Below are 26,805 nucleotides of genomic sequence, written 5' to 3'. Positions count from 1 at the left end.
TAAGGACGCCGAAAGGCGTTTAGCTAGAATTATAAGACATAGAGTATGGTGTGAAACTTATACTTTCTTATATTTTACAAGGAAGCACCGAGGGGAGCCTTTTTCAAAAAAGATGTCTCAAATTCAGCAGCGTGAATAGGTTTACTGAACAAAAAGCCTTGAGCTTCATGGCAATGCTGCTCGCGCAAAAACTGAAGCTGCTCCTTGTTCTCCACCCCTTCTGCTGTAACCTTAAGCTTCAAATGATGCGCCATAGAAGTAATCGTGGAGACTATAGCCGCATTATTACTATCCTCCATAACCTCGGAGACAAACGATCTGTCTATCTTCAGCCTGTCAATCGGCATATTCTTCAAATAATGCAATGAGCTATAGCCTGTTCCAAAATCATCGATGCTAATAAATACACCAAGATCTTTCAAACGCTTCAGCTGATCAAAAGCCGTTTCTTTGTCCAAAGTCATACTCTCTGTAATTTCAAGATCGACATAACATGGATCTAATCCAATATCGGTCAAAATGGAATGAATCTTGCCTGCAAGGTTCGGTTGAAGAAATTGACGCATAGATAAGTTGATGGAGACGCATATCGGTTGATAACCAGCTAACTGCCACTGTTTATTTTGAAGACAAGCCGTCTTAAGTACCCATTCCCCAATCGGAACAATCAGCCCACTATCCTCAGCCAATGGAATAAACTCATTTGGTGAGACAATACCACGCTTTGGATGATTCCAACGCAATAATGCTTCCATTCCTACAATCTCTTCCGTCTCCAACTGCACCTTTGGCTGATATACGAGATAGAACTCATCACGTTCAAGCGCTCTTCGAAGATCATTTTCAAGCTTCAATCGTTCCTTTGCCTTCATCTGCATGGCTGGGATATAACGACGAATCTCTACTCCCTGTTCCTTCGCATTATGAACCGCAGTATCCGCATTTTGAATTAGATGTTCAGCCGTTTCCCCGTCACCAGGATATATACTCATCCCTAAACTGAGCGAGATATGATACTCACCAGAGTCTATATTAACGGGGGCTTCAAATAATCTAAGCAACTCTGTAGCCCTTTCCAAACATTCTCCAAGACTTGCTCTATCTGTCATCAGAAAAGCAAACTCATCTGCCCCCATACTATACAGCTCTTCACTGGGTCTAGCCTCATTACCAAGCCGCTCAGACACCAATTTTAATAATAGATCTCCGGCATAATGACCTAGAGAGTCATTTATATTCTTAAAATGATTAATATTCATAATGGCCAAAGCTGAGAATTGATCACTAGTGTCTGGCTCTCCAGCATCAATCATTTCTTCAACACGCTGTGTCAGCCGACGTCTATTTGGAAGTCCTGTTAAATCATCATGATAAGCCAAGTAATTGATCCGTTCTTCAGCCAACTGCTTCTCGTAAAATGGCTCTTCAATCGTCAGTCGATACACACCGGTAAGCAACTGGTAATATGCAACTCCGCTACATAACATCCCAAAGAGATCATCAATATTCCCTCCACTTATGGGAGTCATAAAAAACGCCTGGCCTAGAGAGAAAAAAATCAGTGCCCGAATAATAACAAGCAGCGAGGCTGACTTTTCATTATTGCCAGGAAATACAATGACAGCGACACTCGCCAAGTAAACAAACAGTACCCCCAGATCAACGAATTGTTTAATCGTACTCATCCAAGGCTTAGTAAACAACTCCGGCACTGCCGAGTGGATAAATATAAATAATGCGATAAAGAGCACAATCAACATGAAGGCGATTCTGAATACATTTCTTTTTTCGGTGACGGTCACAGGTTTATCTTCTCTACTAAAAATGAACAATATGCCTAGCCCGCTGGATAGCCGTGAAAAGGTAAGTAGCCACCTTGACTCCTCAGGGGTAATAAATGATGATATCAATGGAAATGCTACAAAACCGAGTGTATGCAAGAAATCAATAATACATATTCCGCCAAAAAGAGCAGCGACATATAATCTTCCTTTAGATAATCTGCTAGAGAAGAACAACCAGCCCTGTGCAAATATCGCAAACCCAAAAGCAACAGTACAACAGCCGACAATGAGGTAGAGTGCAGAAATAATATCCCAATTGTCCAATCGGTTTAGCGATGTATGGAAAATTTGAATGAATAGGAACAGTAAGGCTCCTATAATAGCCGCTTGAATTGTCTTTTTCTCTTCTTGTCTCATAAGTCCCTCGCGTCTGAAAATGATGTCTATTAATAAGCAACTATGTATAGTCTTGTCCTATGTATAAATATCGGCTAGATCGGTCTTTAAAGTTACATTTCTTTTGTGAGGTAGTATTTCCATAACGATTATTCATAAATCTTGCATAAATATAAACCATTTTCTTCTAGCAGGCAAGCATTAATGCCTCCAACTTCCTTATAGGGACGGTCCGCAATTTAGCGAAAAATTATAAGAATAATTTAATTAGAGAAACTTATAGAATTTTTATTCAATAAAAAAAAAAGCACTTCCCCCAATGAACGGGTTCAGTGCTTCTGAACAACAGGTTTATTTATCTCCGAAGTTAACTTCTGGTGTCGTAAGCTTATCATAGAAATCAACCGCTTTATCCTTATCCGCTGATGCGCGTAGCGCCATAGCCGAACGTGGATGCTCATCAAGCGTTCCAGTGATCATGTAAGGAATAATATAGCCCCACTCTTCTTTTTCACGCAAAGGAATCATCAGGCGTTCAATGATATCAATTACAGGACGCAAAGTGTAACGAGTATTCTTCAAATGAGTCACTAGCAACTCTGTAGGACAGTTTCCGGCAGCACGTCCCATTCCATAACAGGAAGCGTCCAGCAGCTCGACACCTTTCTCAGCAGCAATCAACGTATTAGAGAACGCCAGTTGAAGATTATTGTGGGTATGTACGCCCAGGCGTTTGTTAGGCAGATGAGTTTTGAACTTCTCAACCAAATAGTTGATATCATTATGATCTAGACTACCGTATGAATCCACAATGTATACTACATCAACTACGCTCTCACGAATCATTTCGAAAGCTTCTAATAATTCATTCTCCATTACATTAGACAAAGCCATAATATTGATCGTTGTCTCATAGCCTAGATCATGGAAAGTTTGTACCAGCTGCAAGGCTTTCTCCACATCTTTGCTGTAACAAGCCACACGAATCAGATCCAGCATACTTTCGCTGCGAGGTAAAATATCATTCTCATCTACACGACCGATATCAACCAAAGCAGAAAGCTTGGTATGTCCCTTTTGCGGGATAACTTTACGTAAGAAATCATCGTTCAGAAAACGCCACGGTCCGGCACCTTCTGCTCCTTTGAGCAGTTTAGGGGAGTTTTTATAACCGATTTCCATATAGTCAACACCAGCCTCATTCAAGCCGGCATACAGATTTTGCACAAATTCCACGCTGAAATCCCAGTTGTTAACTAGCCCCCCATCGCGAATGGTGCAGTCAACAATCTTACATTGATTAGTCTTCATAATTATCTCCCTTCAATTCCTGCAATCATCGTAACCGCTATTGCAATCATTATAACCGCTAGCATAGCTTTACTATGCAATTTATATCGTTCAATCATACTTTAATGAAGAATAAGTTGTAAAGGATATTTCCTCTAAACTCATTGAAGTGTTACCACATAGTGTCAGCGACAAATATCACAGTATACAAACACTTAAAAATGCTACATTACAATAAAACAGTTGAGATTGATTATCAGTCTCTTTTGGAGGGATTACAATAGCTACTTCTACCTGCTGTTCCTTATTGAAATTACAACCTGGTGCTGCCGGATCTATTCATAAAATAGAAGGAATGAACCCTATTCTACGCCGTCGTCTTGCTGATCTCGGAGTTTCAGAGGGTGTGAGCATCCGTCTTAAAGGAAAGGGACCTTTTTGGGGACCAATTACACTAGAATGCAACGGACAGTTGTTTGCCATCCGCCGCAAGGAAGCTTCTCTGATTGAGGTGAATGTATCTTGAGTTCTATAGCTCTTGTGGGCAATCCCAATACAGGTAAGACCTCTCTCTTCAATACATTAACGACTTCATACGAATATGTAGGTAACTGGTCAGGGGTTACCGTTGAGAAAAAGATCGGAAATCTGAAGAACGGGGCAGGCAGGCTTATAGATTTACCCGGCATCTATTCTCTTCACCCACTCTCCCGCGATGAAGGGGTCGCAGCCCAATATCTAATAGAAGAATCCCCAGAAGCATTAATTAATATCGTGGATGCCTCCCAGCTGGAACGTAATCTGCTGCTCACCCTTCAACTACTTGAGTATGGAAAGCCTACTGTAATCGGTCTTAATATGATTGACGTCGCCAATGCGCGTGGTATTCGTATTAATCAAACCATTTTACAATCAAGATTGGGCGTAACAGTCCTTCCACTTATAGCAAGAACCGGTAAAGGCAGCGTACAGATGCTCAGCATCCTAGAAGAATCGTCAGCTATTCCTGCTGTAAAGTTCAAGCTGAACTATGGCGACATAGTCGAACGAGCGATATCTTCTATAGAAAAGGAATTACGTTCTATAAAAGATCTGCCCAACCACCGTTGGGTCGCTCTACAGCTAATGGAACAGAATCCGGTTATCCTTCAGTTCCTGAAGTCGCGTATAGACGTTACGGAACTGCTGAATATCTGTGAATCTTGTCAGAGTGAGCTGCAAATCAAAAAACTCGCCCTGACACTCCCGCAATGGATTCGCTCGAACCGCATGGAGTATATTCACAATATTTGTATCGAAGTCCTTGATACGACAGCTCAGAAGCCCCATAACTTGACTGAACGATTAGATTCGATATTGACTCATCGCTTTTTGGGACTGCCCTTATTTATCTTCTTTATGTATGTTCTCTTTAAGACTACATTTGACTGGGTTGGCGGACCCCTATCGGATATCTTAGATGGTCTGATATCCGGCCCTATTAGTGATGGAACGAATTCACTGCTTCAAACCATAGGAGCTTCCGGCTTCACACATGCTTTGATCGTGGATGGTATCATCGGCGGTGTAGGCGGTGTACTGGTCTTTGTTCCGCAGATCTTCATTCTCTTCCTGATCATTTCCTTTCTGGAGGACTCCGGATACATGGCAAGGGTCTGCTTGTTGATGGACAGCACCATGGAACGAATGGGACTGAACGGAAAAGCATTCATTCCATTCATCATTGGTTTTGGTTGCAATGTACCGGCCATAATGGCGGCGCGAAGCATCGAACAGCCCAAGGACCGCATGCTGACAACCCTATTAATGCCGCTGATGTCTTGTTCAGCAAGATTACCTGTTTATGCATTATTTGCAGTTGTATTCTTCCCTGAGCAACAAGCGTTTGCCGTTCTCTCTATGTATGTTATGGGTATTGTGTTTGCCCTAATTCTTTGTAAGGTATTCTCTAAATACTTATTCAAAAATGAATCCTCTGTCTTTATCATCGAGCTCCCTCCTTACCGTATGCCGCAGATTAAGACCTTATCGCGCAGCACTTGGGAGAAGGGCAAAGGGTTCCTTCGTAAAGCGGGAACGATTATTCTAGCTGGCTCAGCGATTATTTGGTTTATGTCATATGCGGGTCCCGGTGGATTTGATGTAGAAATGGATCATAGCTTCCTGGCTAAATTCGGTGGCATGATTGCACCACTACTAGAACCGCTTGGTTTCGGAACGTGGCAGGCTGGCTCTACCTTGGTTCCAGGATTTTTAGCGAAAGAGGTTGTTGTGTCTACGATGAATATCATCTATCACGCACCGGATACCGCTGGATTAGAGAATCAAATTTCACAAGTCTTTACACCGCTGAGTGCAGTCAGCTTTATGGCCTTTATCCTGCTATATATTCCTTGTCTGGCCACTGTAGGGGTTATCAAAAAGGAAACAGCCTCTTGGAAATGGACTTTCTTCTCCATTGGCTATTCTCTTGCTCTGGCGTATATCGTATCTTTTGTTATTTTCCAAGGCGGGCGATTATTAGGCTGGTCGTAGAACTTGTAATTTGTTGATTCTCTTAATGAAAGTGGGGCACCGTAATGATAAATGTTCTAATTGTCACTCTGATCTTCGGTTATTCAGGCTGGATCATCTATCGACATGTGCAAAAGGGCAAGCAAGGTGCTTGCGCTGGCTGTGATAAGGGCAAGAGCTGTTCAGCAGCGTCTTTAGATTCTCCCCTCTCCTGCTGCTCAACACCTGTTAACAAGAAGAAGTAGACTTGCACTAACAGTTATATGTAAGGGTTCATAGTTTAGCTTTCAAAGCTTTCGGGTATGTTTGTTATAAGTAATTACAGACTATACCAAGGAGGTAATCACTATGAACACAAAAAAGACATTTTTAACAACCGCTGCATTGGGAGTAGCCTATTTACTGAAAAATAAGGGAACTCGCGATAAAATTATGAACAGTATTCAATCCTTTACTTCCCAATCGAAGACTAAAAAATCCAATGGCACTGTTTAATCTTTATCATCCTTACAAAAGCAAAGAAACCTCGCCTTAGCGAATGGTTGGTCATACAGACCATCTCCCTAAGGCGAGGTTTCTATTTGTTGATTATGAAGAGCTAATCATTCGCTTTCGCCGAGCAACCACTGAACCAATGTGCGAACCATGACTCCTGTACCGCCTCTAGGATTAACTCCACGTTCTTTAGAAAGAAATGCGGTTCCAGCAATATCTAGATGTATCCACGGCAGACCTTCCGCAAACTCACCTACAAATAACCCAGCGGTAGTGGCTCCCCCGAATCTTCCTGCGGTGTTACGGATATCGGCCACTTCACTCTTTAGCATTTCGCGGAATTCCGGGTAAGCCGGAAGCTGCCAAATTTTTTCACCCGAAACATTAGCTGCTGTCAGAAACTGCCCCATGAATTCTTCGTTGTTAGTAACAGCACCTGTAGCTATGTCTCCCAATGTCGATAACACCGCACCTGTCAGCGTGGCGACATCAATAACACGTTTCGCTCCCCACTCGCGGGCATAAGTCAGCGCATCCCCAAGTACAAGTCTACCTTCTGCATCGGTATTCAACACTTCAATAGTTCTTCCGCTCATTGATGTAATGATATCCCCGGGTTTGAAGGCATTAGCAGAAGGCATATTCTCAGCAGATGGAATGACCATTACGACATTAATTCGTGGACGTAATCGGCCTAATGCCTCCATTACTCCAAGCACAGTCGCTGCGCCCCCCATATCACTGATTAACTCTTCCATGCCTGGGGCTCTTTTTAAGGATATCCCCCCTGTATCAAAAGTAATCCCTTTACCGACCAGCCCCACTACATTATCCCAGTGCCCCGTTCCCTGGTAACGGATAACGATCATTCGCGGAGGGTTTACACTTCCTTTTCCGACTGCGAGCAATCCGCCCATTCCTTTTTGCTCAATTTCCCGTTCATCCAGCACTTCGGAAGGAAATCCATAACGTTCAGCTACTTCTATAGCGGCCACAGCAAGGTCAGATGGAGTCAGCAGATTGCCGGGCATATTCGTCAAGTTCCGTGCCAGATTCGTAGCCTCACCAAAAGCCAGCCCTCTCTGCATACCCAGATTCCAGTCATGCTCGAAAGTATTCTCTGACTTCTTCTCCATAGTGAAAATAACCGAGTTTGGACCTGTATATTGTGATTGCTCCTGCTTATACGTGGGACGACGGTAGGAACCAAGTGACAACCCCTCAGACAACGCGTAGGCAATAGATACGCTATCCCCATCTACTGTTAGCTCCTGAATATTTCCCGGCACCTGAAACACTAGCTGTATCGCCTTCAATCGAAGTGCTGCACGAGCTGTCTGAACTGCCATTTGACGTAGATCTTCAGTCGTAAGAAGTTGGTCCCCCTTTCCAACCAAAATCGCAATAGGACAACCGGATGTCTGCTCTAAAGGTAGTACATAAGTCTGGTTTAGCTTTCCACTAAATAGACCTGTCTTCCCTAATAGGCGAATGCTGTCATTCCATCTCTCTGAAAGACCTCCATGTTGGGCCTCCGACTCAGAGATAATAAGGATAAGGGCATCACCCTGTATTTCATCAATGGAACTGCCGCTGTGGAATTGTATATTCATTATGTCTACCTCCATTTGTCTCCCAAAACCAATCCCCATTGTAACATAAGCAAGGCTGATCTCTGCATCTGTATTATCCGCAGGGATCAGCCTCTTAAACGCTTTATATTCTAATTAAATGTACTAATGGATTAATGGCAATGAGATCACAAAATGAGTACCTTCATTAACTCTACTGCTGACAGAAATACATCCGCCATGATTTTTGATGATTCGGTCACTCACGGAAAGCCCGAGCCCAGTCCCATTCTCCTTTGTCGTAAAAAATGGATTGAATAACCTGTCCAGTGTACGGATATCCATTCCCTTACCGTTATCAGAAATGAAAATACGGACCTCAGAGCCCTCCCTGCCGGCTCCAACCTCTATTTTACCCATTAGACCATCTGCTCTATCCGCAACGGCCTCCATAGCGTTTCTAATCATGTTGAGGACTACCTGTTTCATTTGTTTCACATCTCCAGAAATCATCATATCCTCCTGAAAAGGATGTAGATTGATCTGGCAACCTTTCATCAAGGCTTCGCTTTCTGTAAGCAGCACCACCTCTTTAAGTAAGGCTGACACAGGAATCATCCCCACTTGAGGAACTGATGGCTTGGAAGAGGTTAGAAATTCATGGATAATATCGTTCGCACGATCGATCTCCGCCAAGATAATCTTGCCATATTCCTGCTTTCCAAGCTGTTGTAGATGCGGATGAAGCAATTGAATGAATCCACGAATTGCTGTTAATGGATTCCGGATTTCATGGGCAATAGATGCGGATAATTTACCTAGCATAGCTAAACTATCGTTCTGATAAGCTGTTTGCTCAATCAACTTATAATCGGAGATTTCTTTAACTGTAAACAAATAACAACCCTTCATTTGCTCTCCACAGCATAATGTAACCTTCCAATAACGACCATACTCGTCTAAAAACTCATAATTAGATTTTCCTTTGTATACCATCTCTCTATAGCTTTGCAATACTTGCTTTTTCTTAAAGCGGCTCAATCGAACATTAGATAACAGGTGTGATATTGTACAGCCCACAAGGGAGTGTCGGGTTAACTCAAGCATCCCGTACATTTGCTTATTTACAAAACTTATAACTCCCTCTTCATCAAAAAGCATGATTCCGCTGTCAATATTCTCTAGTACATCCTCGTATGTAGTATCCGCAGGTCCTGATTGATAGGTTCTTCCCGGTAATAGAAGACTTTCTTGATATTGGCTAATCACGATACGAAGTTCCCCCTTTTACTGCATTTGACGAAGACGCTAAAGCGACATCAAATTACTATGTATTTGAGTATATGACGAAGCCGCCAGAACATTCGGTAATCGTTGCACTTTTTCCAACCGGTTCAATTATATTCCAATCATATCCAAGTGAAGTAGACAACGCAATCAGAGAAACTGTCGAATGATAAAAAAATTCATAAAATGATTCCAAAGACATATAAAATATCACATCAAATTTTATTTATTACTATTAGTTCGTTCAAATGTATTACACAGTTATAAAAAAACAGAAAAACTAAAAAGCCCTCGCAGTTGCGAAGGCCTTGAAAAAGAAATGGGTTAGACCCAAATTACAAATAATCTTATGCTTTCTGTTGCAGACGAAGGCGTCTCTGACTCATCACAGCTAATCTTTTCTTCAATTCCCGTTCCCACTTCGTGTCCTCAATCTGTTTGGCTACAGCAAGCAGGTCAAGTGCCATATCGATCTGGCTCCGCACAATAGCTAGAGGCTCTTCACTCTCGATGTTAATGACATTCTCGAATATTGCAGTTTCGTCTTCCATGACATAGTCCTGAAAATCCACATCAGTAACTCCGTCCCCATGTGCGTATTCCGCCAAGATCTCATATTCATTCTCGACCTTATAGTGAACCTCTACACGATGACATACCGGACAAAAAAGCAGGGGAACATTATGGACTTGCGTGCGATAATGTTTAAGGGTTCCCTTTGTTCCTACCATACTCGCTCCACAGCAAAAGCTCATATTTGTTCACCCTCCTTAGATTAACTAACTCACCTGAGTTTTTATTATTGTATTACATTACCCTAATGGAGATTCCTCCACTCGAGGACATAATATAACTTTTCACGCCTATTTTCAAATCCATTTTTTTATTTTAGACTTTTTGGAGCAAAAAACCTCCTTACAGAAAAATTTCTGCAAGGAGGTTCAAATCAGAATATCAAAGATCAGATAATAGCAGAGGATCAGTTAAAGGTTTCTGTCACCTGGTTTCCAGTCCATTGGGCATAAGCCACCCGATTGCAGTGCTTGAAGAACTCGAAGTGTTTCTTCTACGCTGCGACCTACATCATTGTGATTAACAACTTGGTATTTCAATTCGCCTTCAGGATCGATTATGAACAATCCACGTAATGCAATGCCTTCTTCTTCAATTAGAATGCCGTAGTCTTTCGCAACTTGTTTCGTAATATCTGCAGCAAGCGGGAAGTTCAAACGGCCAAGACCATTGGAATCCTTAGGTGTATTGATCCATGCTTTGTGGCTGTGGATCGAATCTACACTTGCGCCGAGAATTTCTGTATCAAGTGCTTCGAACTGCGCAGCAGCATCACTAAGAGCTTTGATTTCAGTTGGGCATACAAAAGTGAAGTCCAGAGGATAAAAGAAGAATACCAGCCATTTACCACGGTAGTCGGATAGACTTATTTCACCAAAATCTTTACCATCACCTGATACGGTTTGCATTGTAAAGTCTGGGGCTGGTTTACCAGCTAAACGTTCAGCCATTGCCAAAATCCTCCCTTAATTATGTAAGAAACCAACCATTTCTTGTCATGATATGCTGGAATAATTTACATCTTGTCTACATATCAAATGGTATCATCGTACAAAATCAAAGTCAATCTTAGACAATTTCCACTCTACTCGTAATTAAAAATCAGATTATATTACGCTTTGCGGATAGCTGCAACAATCAGGTCGCCCATTTCAGATGTACTGATCGCTTTGCTCTTATCTACCGCAATATCACTTGTACGGTGTCCTGCATCCAATACTTCAGCCACAGCAGCCTCTATCGCAGCAGCCGCATCCTCATAACCAAAGGTTAAACGGTACATCAGTGCTAAAGACAAGATCGTTGCAATTGGGTTCGCAAGCCCTTGTCCGGCAATATCAGGTGCGGAGCCGTGGACGGGCTCGTAGAGGCCATAATTACCGTCGCCCATCGAAGCAGAAGCAAGCATACCGATAGAGCCAGTCAACATCGCAGCCTCATCGCTCAGGATGTCACCGAACATGTTCTCGGTAACGATAACATCAAAGCTGGCTGGACGGCGCAGCAGCTGCATGGCGCAGTTATCAACGAGCACATGCTCTACTTCTACCTCCGGATATTCTGGAGCAATCTTATTTACAACCTCACGCCATAAACGTGATGTTTCAAGGACATTCGCTTTATCAACACTTGCAAGCTTATTGCGACGCTTGCCAGCAATTTCAAAAGCCTGACGTACGATTCGTTCCACTTCCATTACGTTGTATACACAAGTATCTACAGCTTCTTCTCCATGTTCACCTTGACGACGCAATTTATCTCCGAAGTAAATCCCGCCTGTCAGCTCACGAACGACCATAAGATCTGTTCCTTCCAGAACTTCCGGCTTTAGGGTCGAAGCATCCTTAAGGCAATCGAATACGACTGCTGGACGCAAGTTTGAGAACAATCCAAGCGCTTTACGAATGCCAAGCAATCCGGTTTCAGGACGAAGCTCCTTTGAATTGTTATCCCACTTTGGTCCGCCTACAGCACCCAGTAATACAGCGTCTGCACTACGACAGATTTCTAATGTATCTTCTGGCAGCGGTGTGCCTCTCTCATCTATTGCAATGCCACCAAATAGAGCGTGCTCCGTTTCAAAGGCATAACCAAATACTGCTTCCGTTCTTTTCAATACTTTTTCTGCTTCAGCTACTACTTCAGGTCCAATACCATCCCCTGCGATTACGGCGATTTTTTTAACCTCACTCATCTCAGTCACTCCTCAAGTGGTCTGCTCTAACAGACATAGTTCTTCTTTATATTGTTGTATCATACCCAGTCATAAAGGACAAAGATATAAATTCTATTGAACTGATAGGTAACGCCTATAAGTTAGGTTAGGAAATCCCATCTACCTATAAGGTTGGGGGGATTTTTAGCGTTAAATAATCTATTTTGGGAACTATGAGATTGTCATCCACCAAAAAGAGCTTTTCAGGCTTAAATAACTGTATCTTTTTCAATTTATAAAAATCGTAAAGCACCTGTTCAATTGACAAATTATTCATTAAAAGATATTTCGTCTCTAACATGGTGTTTAGTAATTGATCCTGCAAAATCAAAAATTGACCATTTATTTAGATCGCCAAAGAAAAAAGGTAGTACACCATCGCAACTGGCATTGGCGTGGACATTAGCAAAAGGAGCACTTCCAATACCAGGAACGAGACGAATTAGTTATTTAGAGGAAAATGTAGGAGCTGTGGACATTGTGCTGACTCCCGATGACTTAGCACGTATTGAAGCTGTTAGTCCTCAGTCAGCCGTTCAAGGCGGTAGATATGATGATAGCAGCATGAAAGGTCTCAATATCTAAATTCGTTATACGAATAGACAGCTTCAAATAAGCAGAAAGAAACCCGGCGGGTTACTTAGGTATGCGCTCTATGTAAAAACCATCCTAAGTCCGCTTCATATTTGCTCTTCTTTCTGAAGATGTTTACAATTAAGTTGAAATCATCTACCTAAGGAGTGAATGCGAAGTGCAATATGCTAAGCTTGGCAAATCCGGTATGAAGGTCAGTCGGCTATGTCTTGGAACAATGAACTTCGGCCCACAAACAGATGAACAAGAAGCCTTCCGTATTATGGACGCTGCACTCGACGCAGGTGTTAATTTTTTTGATACCGCTAACATTTATGGCTGGGGTGAGAATTCCGGTCTAACCGAAACGATTATTGGACGCTGGTTTAAGCAAGGTGGTGGGCGACGTGAAAAGGTCGTGCTGGCTACCAAGGTGTACGGAGCTATGAGCGATAAGCTCGACGGACCTAATGATGAACAAGGCTTATCCTCCTATATCATTCGCCGCCATCTAGAGGGCTCTCTGCAGCGTCTCCAGACCGATCATATTGAATTGTACCAGATGCACCATGTGGATCGCAGTGTCTCTTGGGACGAGCTGTGGGGGGCGTTCGAGCTTGCTGTAAATCAAGGCAAGATTGGTTATGTCGGCTCCAGCAACTTTGCGGGGTGGGATATCGCTGTAGCTCAACAAGAAGCCAAGGCACGTGGCTTTTTAGGGTTAGTTTCTGAGCAGCATAAATACAGCCTGACCTGCCGACTTCCTGAACTTGAAGTATTGCCAGCTTCTCTCCATCTTGGTTTAGGTGTTATTCCTTGGAGCCCACTGGATGGAGGTCTTCTCGGGCGTAATGCACTTAAGAAAATAGAAGGCAGCCGCAGTGGAGGAAACGCCGAGCGCGTAGAGCAATTCAAGGATCAGCTTGAGGCATTTGCAAGCTTATGTATGGAGCTTGGAGAACCGCAAGATAATGTAGCTCTAGCATGGTTGCTAGCCAATCCTGCTGTAACCGCACCAATTATTGGACCACGTACACTGGAGCAATTTGAGAGTGCACTACGCAGTCTTGAGATTGTATTAGATGAGTCAGTACTTAAACGGCTAGATGAAATCTTCCCAGGACCGGGCGGAGAAGCCCCTAAAGCTTACGCTTGGTAGGACTATTATACAAAAAGGGAGCCTAGACTAGGCTCCCTTTATTATTCGTGCTTATTCAGCTGTGTCCACGGTCACGCTTCCATTACTTGTGCTTAGGTCCACAGTATATGTTCCTTTACCGAGAATGGCAGTGCCATAGCTATCCCCGTCTCGATCCCAGGACACATTCCCTTTCAGCGAACCATTGCTGGTATCTGCTGTAATCTTCGCATCGGACACCGATGGCAATCCCACCGTAATCTTTCCGTTACTTGACGAACACTTCCATTTTCCGGTCACTGCTGAATTAATAGTGATCTTGCCGTTACTGCTTTTTGCGGTTAATGCACCATCTATATTATCCAATATAATAGCTCCATTAGAGCTTTTGAGTTGCGCTCCACCTTGGATGTTCTGAACAGTCAGTGAGCCATTACTGGTATGTGCCTCTACTCCGCCGGCAACATCATGAATATTTAATACCCCATTACTTGTGTCCACCACTAAGCCAGACTTTAAATTCCAGGCTTCTATCGACCCATCGCTAGTATCAACTTCAACAGCAAGGCTGCTAGGTACATTCACATTTAGATACGGACTTTTAGTATTAAATCCAAACTGAATATTAGAGAACCAATTATGATCTGTATCGAGCTCCATAATCAGCGTATCTCCCTCAGTTTTAACTTTCCATTTCTTTTCCAACGCACTTTCAGCTTCACTTTGGGATTTTCCAGGCAGAAGTAGGCTTCCGTCATAATCCAATGAGCTTCCATCTATCCCCTCGACCTTTACTTTTCCACTTGGAAGTACGATTTTCAGCGTCGTAATATTGTCTTTCACTTCGACATTCCCGCTAAGTGGAGTCAAATGTGTATTCCCAATTAGACTGCTCAGTGAGCCTCCGGCCATTACTGACTGAGCACTGCTTGCTCCAATCAGCAGGATGATCAATAGGATAGCCCAGCCGCTTACACGACTTTTGACATCGGATTTAATAAACAGTCTGAGCAACATCTCGAGTCCAAACAGGATCAACAGTGCTGGCCATAAATAACCTAGTACTTCATAGCTGATCATATTATACTGAGCCATTACAATAATGACGCCTAGCGTAATACAGCCTAAGGCTGCAGTGAAACTCCCGATTTTCCATCTCCCCATAGTCAAATCCCCGTTTCTTATGCTCTCGTATTGTTTCGCAGCATCTTGAGTCCGTATGCTATCAGTCCCAATGAAAGCAAGATCGTACCAATGTTAATCTCAATCAACATTCTCCACAACGTCGGGAATGCTGAAATTACCAGCATAAGAAACCCGGCAACAACACACCCGATACCGACCCAAGCTGGATTCACATCTTCATGTGGGTAACCCGGCATAGAGGATATCCCCATCGTCCAAGGTTCTCCGAAACTGTCTGGATGAAACATCATACGCTCGTGTTCGGCTGCAGTTATTTTCATCCAAGCTGCTTTCTGCAGGGCATCAAACAATTGGTAAAACCATAGTGCAGCTAGGGCAAAAGGGAAGATCATGGGCTCAGACGGAATAAACATAATACATAAGGAAGCCCCGATCATAAACTGCAGTCCCTGCTTTTTGAAGCCTAAATACAAATGACCTACACCAGGAATCATAGCCAGCATAAAAGTGAGCCAACGTCTCTTCTTAATCATAATACATCCTCCTAAATTTTGGATAGCATAAACTTTGGTTTATCTGAATCCATCTATTTTTTATTAATCCCTTTATGACTATTTTCCAAAGCCACCAAACCATTGGGTCACCGAATTCGACACATGACCATTAATTTCAGTGATTCCATAAGCCAAATTCTCAAAAACTCCAAACTGTAACAATAACAAGCTTAAGCAGGCAGCCACAGCATAATGCATCCAAGAAGTTCTAGGAGCAGAACGACGTCTTACGCTTGTCGCTTTAATTGCTCGCTCTCTCCGCCCTGTTTCGAGCTGCTCGATATGGGCCATAACATCTGATGCAAGATCTGGAAAGTCCATCTGTTCATGCTGATATTCGCTGTCTGCTTCCATTTCTGACCATAGAGCTGACATTTCCTTCGCTTCCTCCAGCCACTCCGCGCAATCAGGACAGGATTGTATGTGCAACCGGATACTCAGCTCCATATCTGAAGACAGTAGACCGTCAATGTAATGTGGCATCCATTCCTTCACTATTGCACAATTCATCGCAATTCCTCCCTTTGTCTACGCATCATCTGTCTGGCACGATATAGCTGCGATTCGATCGTCTTAACGGATACACCTTTTTGCTCCGCTATCTCTTGATAAGAATTCCGCTGAAAATAGTACAGCTGTACGACCGACCGGTACGGTTCAGCAAGGCTGTTCACATTCTCACCCAATTCAGCTGATTGTTCCTGCTCTAGCACCTCTTGCTCAGGTGTTTGAGAAGTTACCCAATCATTCTCAGTGTAATCAGCTGCACTTCGATGCCTCCACTCCCTATCATTAGCGCGTTTCCAGTCCAGACAGGTTCGGTAGGCTATACGATACAGCCAGGTCGAGAAGGAAGACTGTCCTCTGAAGGAGGGGAGCGCTTTATATGCTTTTATAAAAACCTCCTGGGCCATATCTTTGGCCGATTCGGCTTCCCCAGTAATCTTGACGCACACTCTGTATACCATGCCTTGATAACGAGTCACCAAATGCCCAAAGGCTTGATGCTCACCGTTCAGCACGGCTGATATCCATTCCGCCTCTTCCAGCTTTCTCCCCTCCTTCACCTTCATAACGTTAGACGCCGGACAAATCCACTTCCCTGCAACTTCATCAAATCTTTTTTTAAAAAATTTTGAAATATCTTTGAGAAGGGAATATATTGTTTTTTGTCGAATAATGTTTAATTACTATGACCAAACGAAAACTCTTTCTAATTATCGTGTTATTTCTTACTATACTGACTTGCTTTCGCTTCCTATGGATTTGGGCTTCGCCTCACGCTATACAACCACAATTAGTCAAAGGAGTACTCGATTTACGAAATAAAGAATTGAATCAAGACAAGCTCCTTACCTTAAAAGGGCAATGGGAGTTCTATCCTAATACGCTGCTTCCCACTTTCAATAAAGAATCGCTAAATAATGCTACGCCTAAAAAATATATACAAGTTCCAGGTCAATGGAACGAAGCAATTAATAATGGCAAAAAAACGGCTTTCGGTTACGGTTCCTATCGGTTACGTATTCTTGTAGATAAAAATGAAAAGCAGTCTTACGGCATCCTCATATCCGGGGTTCGAACCTCTTCGGAAATTTATATTAATGGTGAACTGCTAGGAAGTTCAGGTTCTCCGTCTGCCGATAAGGAAGACTATATTCCTCATGTCTTACCTTACTCCATTTCTTTTACAACTGATGAGAGTGAGATTGAAATTGTCATTCATGCAGCCAACTACTCTTTAGCTCATACAGGCGGGATTTACAAACCCATTTTATTTGGCAACGAAAAAGCTTTAACACACCAGAGGATCGTTTCCATAGGCCTTCAGCTGTTATTATGTGTAGTACTTCTACTTCATGCAGTCTATGCAGCAATATTATATACCATTGGACCGCGGCAAAAGATGTTGATCTATTTTATTCTATTGGTAATTTCCGCTATAACTACTGTTCTCATTGATGATGACAAACTTTTGCTGCATATGCTTCCCTTAAACTACCAATGGAGCTTAAAACTATTAATCATATCTAATATTTTCGCTTTTATATTCATCTTACTAACAAGCAAGCAACTCATGTTTCAGAATTTAAAAATTAAAAGTGTTCGGATCCTTACTAGCTTATCTCTGGTACATATCCTTTTCATACTGCTCGGTCCCGTTGTCCACTATTACGAATCGTATATACTTATTTTTTTCATCAATATATTCGTTCTATCATTAGAAGTTGTAGTTCTCTTTCTGAAATCTACTCTTAGAAACCACGATGGCTCTATTTTTCTATTGTTATCTATCTTAGCCATCGTTAACAGCACCCACTGGGGATTGTTAAAAAATTACGACCTGATCAACGTTACCTATTATCCTTTTGATCTCATTATTGCCTTTTTATGCTTTGCGACTTTTGGATTCAAACGCTATTTCTGGAATACTAAGCAGACTGAAAATCTGGCACAGAGCCTGCAAAGAACTGTTACACAAAAGGATAATTTCCTAGCTAATACCTCTCACGAGCTTAAAAACCCGCTACATAGCATCATTAATATTGCTGAGACCGTCTTAGACAGTGAAAGAGAATCCTTAATGCTTGAGAACGCAAATAATCTAGAACTGCTAATTACCGTTGGAAGACGTATGTCGCTACTAATAAACGATCTACTAGATCAATCACAGCTTCGTGAGAGCAACATTCAATTGCAGCTAAGAGATGTTCCCATTCAATCTGTAGCTGTTGGTGTGCTCGATATGCTCAAATTTCTAACGGAAGGCAAAAACATTACATTAATTTCGGAAATCCCTGACTCCTTTCCTTCTGTTGTGGCAGATGAAAAAAGGCTCATCCAGATTTTGTTCAATCTGCTTCAAAATGCTGTTAAATATACGAGTACAGGCTCAGTGAGAGTCCATGCCGATATTCATAAAGGTTTGGCGCGCATCCATATTACGGATACTGGGATTGGGATGAACGAAGAAACACAGCTAAGAGCCTTTCAACCCTATGAGCAGGGTGACTCAAACATGACAGCAATCAGTGGTGGAATCGGATTAGGCTTAAGCATTTGTAAACAACTGGTTGAACTTCACGGTGGAGAGATTAGCGTAAAATCTTCACTTGGCAAAGGCTCTACTTTTACTTTTACTATGCCTCTATCCGATGCCAGCATCCAAAAATTCAATTCAGAACCCCCAACAGTGTCTGAATACAAGGACAAGCAATCCCAAATTACGCTATCCGAGATTGCCGCTACATCTACTTCATCAACGGATGGAAGAAGACCTAGGATTTTGGCTGTCGATGATGATCCCGTTAATCTGAAAATCCTTACTAGCGTACTGTCCATCAAAGACTATGAAATGGTTACGGTAACCAGTGGAATCGATGCTTTAATAAAGCTAGATACGGATCAATGGGATTTAATCATTACAGATGTAATGATGCCCCAGATGTCCGGCTATGAATTAACACAGAAAATTCGTGAACGTTTTACCATAGCTGAGCTTCCTATTCTACTTCTGACCGCACGTAGCCAGCCGGAAGATATATACACAGGATTTGTTTCGGGTGCAAACGACTATGTAATGAAACCCATGAACGCTATGGAGCTAAGAGGAAGGGTACGTTCCTTAACAGACTTAAAGCAGTCCGTAAATGAACGGCTTCGTCTGGAAGCAGCGTATCTACAAGCGCAAATACAACCACATTTCTTATTTAATACATTAAATTCCATATCTGCACTGGCATCTTTTGATACAAAGCGTATGAGTCATCTCATTGATGCCTTTAGTTCTTATTTGCGGCTAAGCTTTAACTTTTTGAACGCTGAGCCGATGATATCGATTGAACACGAGCTTGAGCTTGTCCGTGCCTATCTGTACATAGAGAAAGAACGCTTTGAGGACAGGATGACCATCAACTGGGATTTACCAGAGAACCTGCATTTTCAGTTACCCCCCTTGACCATTCAGCCACTTGTTGAAAATGCCGTTAGGCACGGTATATTAACCCGCTCCAAAGGAGGTACGCTTACAATATCCATCAAAGAACTGGTTAATGATATTGAGATTACGATTGCTGATAACGGTAAAGGTATGACTGCCGAACAACTTCAACAACTACTGAGCAGTCAGTCTAATGTAACACAAGGGATTGGATTTCTTAATACACATAAGCGGTTGTTACGTGTCTACGCGACGGGTTTGCAAATTAAAAGCAAGGAAGGGCAAGGAACTTCAGTAAGTTTCATAATCCCTTTTGAAAAAAGAAATATGATTCGCAAAAATCCCTATTCACAGACAGACTTGAATGAACCGAAATAGAAGTAAGAGTTTATTGTTTTTTGCTAAAAATACTATGTTGAGTGGTGAAATAACAATGATTCAAGCAGTGTTGGTGGACGATGAACGGCTTGCCCTCGTAAAGTTAGAATTCATGTTAAAAGAAATGGAAGCTGTTCAAATCGTCGCATCCTATACAGATCCTGTCCAAGCCATACAAGAAACTCCAGCATTGGAGCCTGACGTTATTTTCATTGATATTGAAATGCCTGAAATAAGCGGTCTTCAGGCTGCCGCAATTCTGCAAGAGGTCTGCCCAAACGCAAATATAGTTTTCGTGACCGCGTATAACCAATATGCAGTGGAAGCCTTTGAATTAAATGCGATCGATTATATATTGAAGCCCGTACGACATGACCGGTTGCTCAAGACCGTGCAACGCTTGGAGGACAGATTGAAGCTTGCTCCAAAAAGCACAAGGGTAGCGCATGAAATAACGATTCGTTGTTTTCAATCGCTGCGCTTTGAACGAGGAGGACAGCCATTGAACAATCTCCGTTGGAGAACCTCTAAGGCTCAAGAATTGTTTGCTTTCTTGCTTCATAATCGCAACCGATTTGTCAGTAAAGACACCCTGATTGACCTACTGTGGCCAGACTTCAATCTTAAAAAGGCTTCTACCCATCTCTATACAACCATTTATCAAGTACGGCAATGCTTAAAGCAGAGTGAGGTGGACCTGCATATCAGCAACGTCAGTGGCGGTGAAGGGTATTCGCTTGAGACCGGTCCGCTTCTAATTGATGCAGCCCAGTGGGAGCACAACATTCTTGCACTCGAAACTATCACAGAGGACAATTGTGCAGAACATCAAAGCTTATTTGATCTTTATTCAGGAGATTATTTTGGAGATTACGATTATCTGTGGGCAGAGGGCGAACGACAACGCCTGCGCACCATTTGGCTGCACCACGCTATGGGGATGGCCCAGTTCTATATCGACAGCAGCAGAGTTCCTGAAGCTGTAACCGTGTATCAAAGGGTAGTACAGCTTCAGCCCTATTTTGAACAAGGACATTTAGGATTAATGAAGGTCTACGATAGTATCGGGGAACGTTCCGCTGTGGAAGAACAATACAAAATTCTCAAAGATCTATTAATAAGTGAACTCAGTATCGGACTCCCAGCCAGTGTTGAAGAGTGGTACGAACAATGGGAGCTCCATAACCTCAGAGTTCAATAAACAAGAATATACTTTCTGAACATAACAAAGACACCCGATACTATCTGGGTGTCTTTGTTATTACGATATATTATATGCCCTATTATCCTAATACCGGTTGATCTACGAAGGTAACAGCGGTATCTGAAGTGCTGTGCAATTCAAAGATGACAATCTCATTGTCGCCTTGTTTCAATAGAGGACCTGGCACATACATTGTTTTCTGTGGTCCAATTTTCCAATAGCGTCCAAGGTTGAACCCATTAATGAACACGACACCTTTAGTCCATCCTTCCATGCTCAAGAACGTATCACAAGGTTCATCCACAACCAAGGTGCTGCGGAAGAAGCTAGGTTCCACTTGCCTGAATAAACCTTCAAACTGCAGACCAGATAAATCCGTTAATGGCAACGTATAAGTCGTCCATTCAGACAGAAACTGCCGTCCATAACGCACCCCTTCGGTAATCCCTTTACAATCTCTCATAAAAGGACCATAGTTGACGCGTCCTAAATTCTCCACAAGTATACTAACATGCAGCCCTTCGGCCGGCACCTCGAACTCTAATTTAACCTCTGGCTCTACACGATCTAAGGTTGCAGTGAGCTCTCCATTCAGAAAGACTAATGCACGATCATGTAAATCCTGGATGAAGAACTCGTCTTTGGGACGAGGTCCTGTAAGGAACGTACTATAATGAATAAAGCCATAATCCTGACCCAATTTCTCCATCGGTTCAGGGTATGCAGAATGAATGGGTACAGAAATGCGATTCAAGTTTGCGGTAAGTGAAGTTTGCTCCTTCATCTCTACTCTCCCATATGCTCTCTTAGCAACAGGAGCTGGAAGCTCAATGGGTCCGAGATCTGCATATTTGGAGATCACTTCACGAACTGCATAATATTTAGCTGTCGGCTCACCGGATTCACTCAATAAGGAATCATAGTCATAACTAGTTATTGTTGGTTCATAGCTGTCAAACGTATGTCCATTCGCTCCGTTGTAGAACCCAAAGTTGGTTCCGCCGTGGAACATATAGAAATTAACGGATGCACCTAAACTAAGTATCTCATCCAATACCTTCGCTACATCCTCAGCCGGACGCGTATGATGCTCCTCACACCAATGATCAAACCAACCGTTCCAGTATTCCATACACATGATTGGAGCCTCTGGTTGGTATTCACGGAGCTTGTTGAATGCTTCTACTGGACGTGATCCAAAGTTCACCGTCTCCAGAACACCTGGGACCATACCTCCCTGTAACATCGCGTCTTCAGGTCCATCGGAAGTGAATAGTAGTACATCTATCCCACGGGAAATCATGCTGTCTTTTAAATGAGTCAAATAGCGCTTGTCATTACCGTAACTTCCATACTCATTCTCAATCTGCATAGCAATGATCGGGCCGCCATTTGTACATAACAGTGGTTGTAATTTGGGGAGCAATACATCATAATACGCATCTACATGATCTAGAAATGGCTTATGGTAGCATCGAAGACGCATATCCGAATCAGCTAGCAACCAAGATGGCAGTCCACCAAATTCCCATTCTGCACAAATATAAGGTGCTGGACGAACGATGACATGCAGACCCAAATCTCCTGCCAATTCAATAAACCGGACTACATCTGCCATGCCTTCAAAATGAAGTTGGCCTTTCTTCGGCTCGTGTAAATTCCATGCCACATAGGTTTCAACCGTATTTAAGCCGCAAGCTTTTAATTTGATAAGACGGTCTTCCCAATGTTCCGGTAGAGTCCGAAAATAATGGATGGCTCCTGAGATAAGCCGTATCGCCTGATCGTTATAATAAAAGGAAGATCCTGAATAATGAAAAGTTGCCATATTCACAACACCTCGTAATGGTATGATCACTTAAGTAGAATAACTTGCTATCGCTTGATTGATCCGCTCTCTTGCCTCTAAGAGCCATGTTCCATGATCCCTTGGGTATACAGAGAAGGTCAACGATGTACTCAGACCCTCTTCCATAATGGCTATCGTTGCTTTCTTGCCAATTTTCTGTTCAAGTAATTCTAATGCGCGCAAATCCTGTAACCCTTCATATAGAACTTCTAATCGAATGGATTCAATCGGGCCTTCTTTTCCCGGATAGACCAAGTAGGCATCTCCTGAGGGAAATGCATGCTCAGCGTCAGTCGTACGATAAGGGTCCAGTTGCTGATTCAATGAATATTGCGAGTACCAAAAGTTATAACCCCAATGCAAGAAGCCCTGTAATCCGAATTTATACAATTGAAACCCGATTATACGATTTCTAGCAGACGGCATGTTGAAAAACCGGTTGGATACTTGTTCACCTTGAGCGCAGCAATAGTACGTCCAAAGGTCTGGAACCTGATGTTCTAAGAACGGTTCAATATGCGTATTCGCAGGAACCGGCCTTTTCACCAGGCCCTGTTCATACAACTCCAATTCGGACAAAGCGTCCATGATCGGGTAACTTGATAAATGTTTATAAATGATCTCACTTGCAGCTCGGTACGATTCCAAATGTTCCTCTCCTGGTTCATCTGAAATATGGAACCAGCTTTGCTGGTCTATTCCCTGCTCTTTCAAATATTGATCTAAGCAAGGTAATAATTGATCCAAGAAACTACGGTATTCCGCCGAGGATGCGTCCGTATCCCAGCCGAATAGTTGCTGATCTTCACCTTGAATGGTTACCATTATTTTTGGTGCACATTTTGCACCCCATTGAGTAAATAAATGAGAGAACTCAAAGTATTTGAAGCCAAGTCGGCGGCACATCGATACCCAACGAGTAAGCAGATCAAATCCGAATTCATAACGATCTCCCGCTTTAGTCACGGATATCAATTGAACGGTTGGACGTACTCCACCAATGGCTGTATCCAAAGGCGGTGTAAACAACGGAGTTAAGATCATGTTCATACCATGCTTAACCATCGTATCTGCATAACGTTCTATAAGGGCCCAATGCGCTTCACTAAATACTTCGACACCATACTTTGTAGCAAGACAATCCACATGGAACCATTCCGTATGAATTAGCTGTTGCGGCGGTAGTGTTGCAGGGATGACGGTTAACTCGAATACATCTGATTCACCTAACATCTGCCCTTCAGATGATTGGAAGAAGACCTGAATAGAGCGAAGCCCCGTACTCATTGTTTCATCCAAGGTTATCGTCACCCATAAAGATCGCCATTGTCCCGGGATCGATGAAATAGATTGTTGATCCAGCGTATACAATGGATCTGGATATAATCCCGGCGTAGTTCTTAGCACATCGTCATCATGATTTTTGAAACAAGGCATTTCTGAGGGAACAAGTCCAACGGATCTTATACATATTAAATCTGGAAGAGATGACTTTACCTCTACTTCAATATTCTTTAGAAGTGTGTCTGAGGTATAAGCGACTTGGAACGAAAATGTTTCTCCAACAAGTGCGGTTGCACTGTGATAGGATTCATGATTCGGCACTTCATCAGCAAATACCTTAACCAACGAACTTAATAACATCGTCTGAAGTGGCTGTGGAGCATTCATCGTTGCTTCACCTCTTCATCATTACAGACACTTTGTGCAAATTCTTTCAGAACAATACTGTTACCCTCGATGCGAGATTGCTCTGCTGCAAAAGCCATAAGGTGACTTTGAACGGAATGATTGGCTGATGTAAGACCTTGAATCTTCCCTTCCGCTCGAACCAGCTTAACAAAATCTTTGATTAACCCCATATCGCCGCCGCCATGACCAACGTGACCACCTGCATTCTCAAACGAGATTCTCTCTACCTTACCGCTGCCAAAATGGAGCACTTCAATTTCATTCTTCTCCATCGCACCGCGAATTTCTCCCGTGGTACCCATCAGCTTGAGGGTACGACTTACATCTTTGGTAAACGCACTCATTGTAAAAGCTATAGTTACGGAATTAGCGAATTCTAGATTTACCACTTGATGATCGACGACATCATTATCACAATGATAGACACATCGTCCATAAGGTCCTTCCTGAAGAGCATTCAGGCGGGCTTCATAGCTTGGATCATCACTAATTGCCGATGTAGGCCAATCCGTATTCTCCGTCAAATATTGATTAGGAGCATAATAGAGACATTTATCTGCTGCTGGGCATCCATCTGTGCAACGTAGCGGGGCTCCTTCCGGTGCTTCACTAGATTTAAAATGGGACAGTGAGCCAAAGGAAGACACTCGAACACATTCTGAATCTGTCAACCAGGAAAGAATGTCCAGATCATGACAAGACTTAGCGAGAATCATCGGACTGGACTCATCCTTTTTGCGCCAATTCCCTCTTACGAAGCTATGAGCTTGATGCCAGTAACCCACGTTCTCATTATGTTGAATGGACATCAATTGTCCGATCGCACCACTTTCCAGCAGTTCCTTAATCGTAGAGAAGAAATTGGTATATCTCAATACATGGCATATCGAGAAGACACGATTCACTTTAGAGGCCATTTCACCCATAAGTACACATTCCTTGGCATCAGGGGACATCGGTTTTTCTAATAGTACATGATACCCTGCCTCCAGTGCTTTCATTGTTGGCACATAGTGCTGATTGTCTTGGGTACAGATAAATACCGCATCTGCTACTTTCGGGGAGGAAAAAAAATCATCCCAATGGGTAAAGCACACGTCATCAGCCAGCTTATGTCTTTCCTTAAATTTATTTCTCCGCTTCGCATTCGGCTCTGCAACAGCTACAACTTGAAGCTCATTGGGGTGCTGAATCGCATATTCTGAATAATTAATTCCTCGCAGGCCCGCTCCAATTAAAGCAACAGTAACTTTCTTCATCGCAATCTGCTCCTTCATATGAGACTTTATGCTATGTCTGTACTCTATTTCTTTATTCTTTAACACTACCAACGGTCATTCCCTTTACGAAATACTTTTGTAAGAATGGATACACTACCATAATTGGCAATGCGCCCATGAATATTTGCGCCGTTCGGATCGTCTTCTCACTCAGGTTCTCCATCACCTTGAGCTGCTCAATGGACATCGATGACATCTGGGCATTGATAGACATAATCAAGGTAGAAAGATAGGTCTGTAGCGGATAATGCTCAGGTGAATTCAGGTAAAGGATACCGTCAAACCAAGCGTTCCAATGCCCAACTATGGTGAATAAGCCAATCGTTGCGATGGATGGAAGGGATATCGGTAAATAAATTTGCCAAAGTACTCTCCAATGTCCGGCACCATCAATCGTAGCCGCTTCATCCAATTCTCTTGGAATAGCTCTGAAGAAGTTAAGCATCAGAACCATATTCCATACATTCAATGCACCTGGTAAGATAAGCGCCCAAATGGAATCGATTAAGCCTGTATTTTTCACTACGATATACGTCGGAATTAAGCCGCCTCCAAAAAACATCGTAATCGCGAATATCCATACATATACGGTTCTAAACTTAAACTGATCATTCGATTTGGACAGTGGAAAAGCAGTAATAAATACTAGAAACAAGTTAACTACTGAACCGAGCACTACTCGTTTTACGGAGACTCCCAAGGAACGAAAAAACTCTACCTTTTCTCCTAAATATACATAAGCATCCCAGGAAAAGCCGACGGGCCAAAGCTTCACTTCTCCAGCCATCGCAGCTGTATTCGAGCTAAGTGAGATGGAGAGTAAGTGTACAAATGGGATAATGCCGAGTATGGTAATGAAAGTTAACAACAGCGTATTGAACACGATAAATAACTTTCTGCTGAATGATTGTTTATGTAGCACCATC

At 42.7% G+C, this 26,805-nt stretch carries 23 protein-coding genes; 8 read left to right on the top strand and 15 right to left on the bottom strand.

What is annotated here, in order from left to right; genetic code table 11:
• Positions 1-74: 74 nt before the first annotated feature.
• Both ACN6MV_RS06950 and ACN6MV_RS06945 read right to left on the bottom strand, forming a co-directional pair.
• A complete protein-coding gene (locus ACN6MV_RS06950) occupies positions 75-2,201 on the bottom strand; it encodes a putative bifunctional diguanylate cyclase/phosphodiesterase (RefSeq protein ID WP_419885991.1) in 2,127 nt (708 codons plus the stop codon).
• Between the two features lie 330 nt (positions 2,202-2,531).
• Positions 2,532-3,491, bottom strand: a complete 960-nt coding sequence (locus tag ACN6MV_RS06945; protein WP_170880320.1) for an aldolase catalytic domain-containing protein — start codon at positions 3,489-3,491, stop codon at positions 2,532-2,534.
• Between the two features lie 286 nt (positions 3,492-3,777).
• Here ACN6MV_RS06945 and ACN6MV_RS06940 point away from each other — a divergent pair, with 286 nt between their 5' ends.
• The 4 genes from ACN6MV_RS06940 (at position 3,778) to ACN6MV_RS06925 (ending at position 6,479) form a co-directional block, all read left to right on the top strand.
• Positions 3,778-3,996 (top strand): FeoA family protein, encoded by a 219-nt coding sequence (locus tag ACN6MV_RS06940; RefSeq protein WP_339289706.1) that lies wholly within the window; start codon positions 3,778-3,780, stop codon positions 3,994-3,996.
• Positions 3,993-6,005 carry a ferrous iron transport protein B gene (gene feoB, locus ACN6MV_RS06935; RefSeq protein WP_419885990.1) on the top strand — a complete coding sequence of 671 codons (2,013 nt, stop codon included), beginning with the start codon at positions 3,993-3,995 and terminating at the stop codon, positions 6,003-6,005. The genes ACN6MV_RS06940 and feoB overlap by 4 nt, the downstream gene beginning before the upstream one ends.
• A 44-nt stretch (positions 6,006-6,049) precedes the next feature.
• Entirely contained in the window at positions 6,050-6,229 is a 180-nt protein-coding gene (locus ACN6MV_RS06930; RefSeq protein ID WP_076119959.1) for a FeoB-associated Cys-rich membrane protein, read from the top strand.
• Between the two features lie 103 nt (positions 6,230-6,332).
• Complete coding sequence (locus ACN6MV_RS06925; protein WP_170880321.1) at positions 6,333-6,479, top strand: hypothetical protein; 147 nt, start codon at positions 6,333-6,335, stop codon at positions 6,477-6,479.
• Positions 6,480-6,586: 107 nt separating this feature from the next.
• Here ACN6MV_RS06925 and ACN6MV_RS06920 read toward each other — a convergent pair whose 3' ends face one another.
• The 5 genes from ACN6MV_RS06920 to leuB all read right to left on the bottom strand — a co-directional run bounded on the left by ACN6MV_RS06920 (position 6,587) and on the right by leuB (position 12,104).
• Positions 6,587-8,092, bottom strand: coding sequence for a leucyl aminopeptidase (locus ACN6MV_RS06920; protein WP_419885989.1), 1,506 nt, complete (start codon positions 8,090-8,092; stop codon positions 6,587-6,589).
• 123 nt (positions 8,093-8,215) lie between these two features.
• The gene (locus ACN6MV_RS06915) at positions 8,216-9,319 is read right to left on the bottom strand and encodes an ATP-binding protein (RefSeq protein ID WP_375105112.1); all 1,104 of its coding nucleotides are present in this window, start codon (positions 9,317-9,319) and stop codon (positions 8,216-8,218) included.
• Between the two features lie 365 nt (positions 9,320-9,684).
• Positions 9,685-10,092, bottom strand: coding sequence for a hypothetical protein (locus ACN6MV_RS06910; protein WP_042125131.1), 408 nt, complete (start codon positions 10,090-10,092; stop codon positions 9,685-9,687).
• Between the two features lie 228 nt (positions 10,093-10,320).
• Complete coding sequence (locus tag ACN6MV_RS06905; protein WP_419885988.1) at positions 10,321-10,860, bottom strand: peroxiredoxin; 540 nt, start codon at positions 10,858-10,860, stop codon at positions 10,321-10,323.
• Positions 10,861-11,021: 161 nt separating this feature from the next.
• Positions 11,022-12,104 (bottom strand): 3-isopropylmalate dehydrogenase, encoded by a 1,083-nt coding sequence (gene leuB / locus ACN6MV_RS06900; RefSeq protein WP_076119963.1) that lies wholly within the window; start codon positions 12,102-12,104, stop codon positions 11,022-11,024.
• A 282-nt stretch (positions 12,105-12,386) separates the two neighbouring features.
• Between leuB and ACN6MV_RS06895 the strand changes: the two genes are divergently transcribed.
• Entirely contained in the window at positions 12,387-12,710 is a 324-nt protein-coding gene (locus ACN6MV_RS06895) for an aldo/keto reductase (protein ID WP_375105111.1), read from the top strand.
• Between the two features lie 166 nt (positions 12,711-12,876).
• Positions 12,877-13,857: an aldo/keto reductase gene (locus ACN6MV_RS06890; protein WP_076119966.1), complete on the top strand. Its 981-nt coding sequence runs from the start codon at positions 12,877-12,879 to the stop codon at positions 13,855-13,857.
• 51 nt (positions 13,858-13,908) lie between these two features.
• On the opposite strand, the gene ACN6MV_RS06885 is transcribed toward ACN6MV_RS06890, so the two are convergent.
• The 4 genes from ACN6MV_RS06885 to ACN6MV_RS06870 all read right to left on the bottom strand — a co-directional run bounded on the left by ACN6MV_RS06885 (position 13,909) and on the right by ACN6MV_RS06870 (position 16,609).
• On the bottom strand, positions 13,909-15,000 hold the full coding sequence (locus ACN6MV_RS06885) for a DUF4097 family beta strand repeat-containing protein (protein WP_419885987.1): 1,092 nt from the start codon (positions 14,998-15,000) through the stop codon (positions 13,909-13,911).
• A 17-nt stretch (positions 15,001-15,017) separates the two neighbouring features.
• Entirely contained in the window at positions 15,018-15,515 is a 498-nt protein-coding gene (locus ACN6MV_RS06880) for a hypothetical protein (protein ID WP_076119968.1), read from the bottom strand.
• A 78-nt stretch (positions 15,516-15,593) separates the two neighbouring features.
• The gene (locus tag ACN6MV_RS06875) at positions 15,594-16,046 is read right to left on the bottom strand and encodes an anti-sigma factor family protein (RefSeq protein WP_419885986.1); all 453 of its coding nucleotides are present in this window, start codon (positions 16,044-16,046) and stop codon (positions 15,594-15,596) included.
• Positions 16,043-16,609, bottom strand: a complete 567-nt coding sequence (locus tag ACN6MV_RS06870) for an RNA polymerase sigma factor (RefSeq protein WP_419885985.1) — start codon at positions 16,607-16,609, stop codon at positions 16,043-16,045. Before ACN6MV_RS06870 ends, ACN6MV_RS06875 begins: the two co-directional genes overlap by 4 nt.
• Before the next feature lie 260 nt (positions 16,610-16,869).
• Between ACN6MV_RS06870 and ACN6MV_RS06865 the strand changes: the two genes are divergently transcribed.
• Positions 16,870-19,854 (top strand): ATP-binding protein, encoded by a 2,985-nt coding sequence (locus ACN6MV_RS06865; protein WP_419885984.1) that lies wholly within the window; start codon positions 16,870-16,872, stop codon positions 19,852-19,854.
• Between the two features lie 55 nt (positions 19,855-19,909).
• Positions 19,910-21,055, top strand: a complete 1,146-nt coding sequence (locus ACN6MV_RS06860; protein WP_419885983.1) for a response regulator — start codon at positions 19,910-19,912, stop codon at positions 21,053-21,055.
• Between the two features lie 82 nt (positions 21,056-21,137).
• Here ACN6MV_RS06860 and ACN6MV_RS06855 read toward each other — a convergent pair whose 3' ends face one another.
• Genes ACN6MV_RS06855 through ACN6MV_RS06840 form a run of 4 tightly spaced genes read right to left on the bottom strand, consistent with a single transcriptional unit; the run spans position 21,138 to position 26,804 of the window.
• The gene (locus ACN6MV_RS06855; protein WP_419885982.1) at positions 21,138-22,886 is read right to left on the bottom strand and encodes a glycoside hydrolase family 35 protein; all 1,749 of its coding nucleotides are present in this window, start codon (positions 22,884-22,886) and stop codon (positions 21,138-21,140) included.
• A gap of 30 nt (positions 22,887-22,916) precedes the next feature.
• A complete protein-coding gene (locus ACN6MV_RS06850; protein ID WP_419885981.1) occupies positions 22,917-24,578 on the bottom strand; it encodes a DUF4091 domain-containing protein in 1,662 nt (553 codons plus the stop codon).
• Entirely contained in the window at positions 24,575-25,858 is a 1,284-nt protein-coding gene (locus ACN6MV_RS06845) for a Gfo/Idh/MocA family protein (protein WP_419885980.1), read from the bottom strand. The genes ACN6MV_RS06850 and ACN6MV_RS06845 overlap by 4 nt, the downstream gene beginning before the upstream one ends.
• A gap of 52 nt (positions 25,859-25,910) precedes the next feature.
• Positions 25,911-26,804 (bottom strand): carbohydrate ABC transporter permease, encoded by an 894-nt coding sequence (locus tag ACN6MV_RS06840; RefSeq protein WP_375105104.1) that lies wholly within the window; start codon positions 26,802-26,804, stop codon positions 25,911-25,913.
• Position 26,805: the final 1 nt, after the last annotated feature.

This window comes from Paenibacillus sp. B-A-8 (assembly GCF_048572915.1).
Lineage (GTDB): Bacteria > Bacillota > Bacilli > Paenibacillales > Paenibacillaceae > Paenibacillus_AQ.
This window is presented reverse-complemented; position numbering and strand designations above follow the sequence as displayed.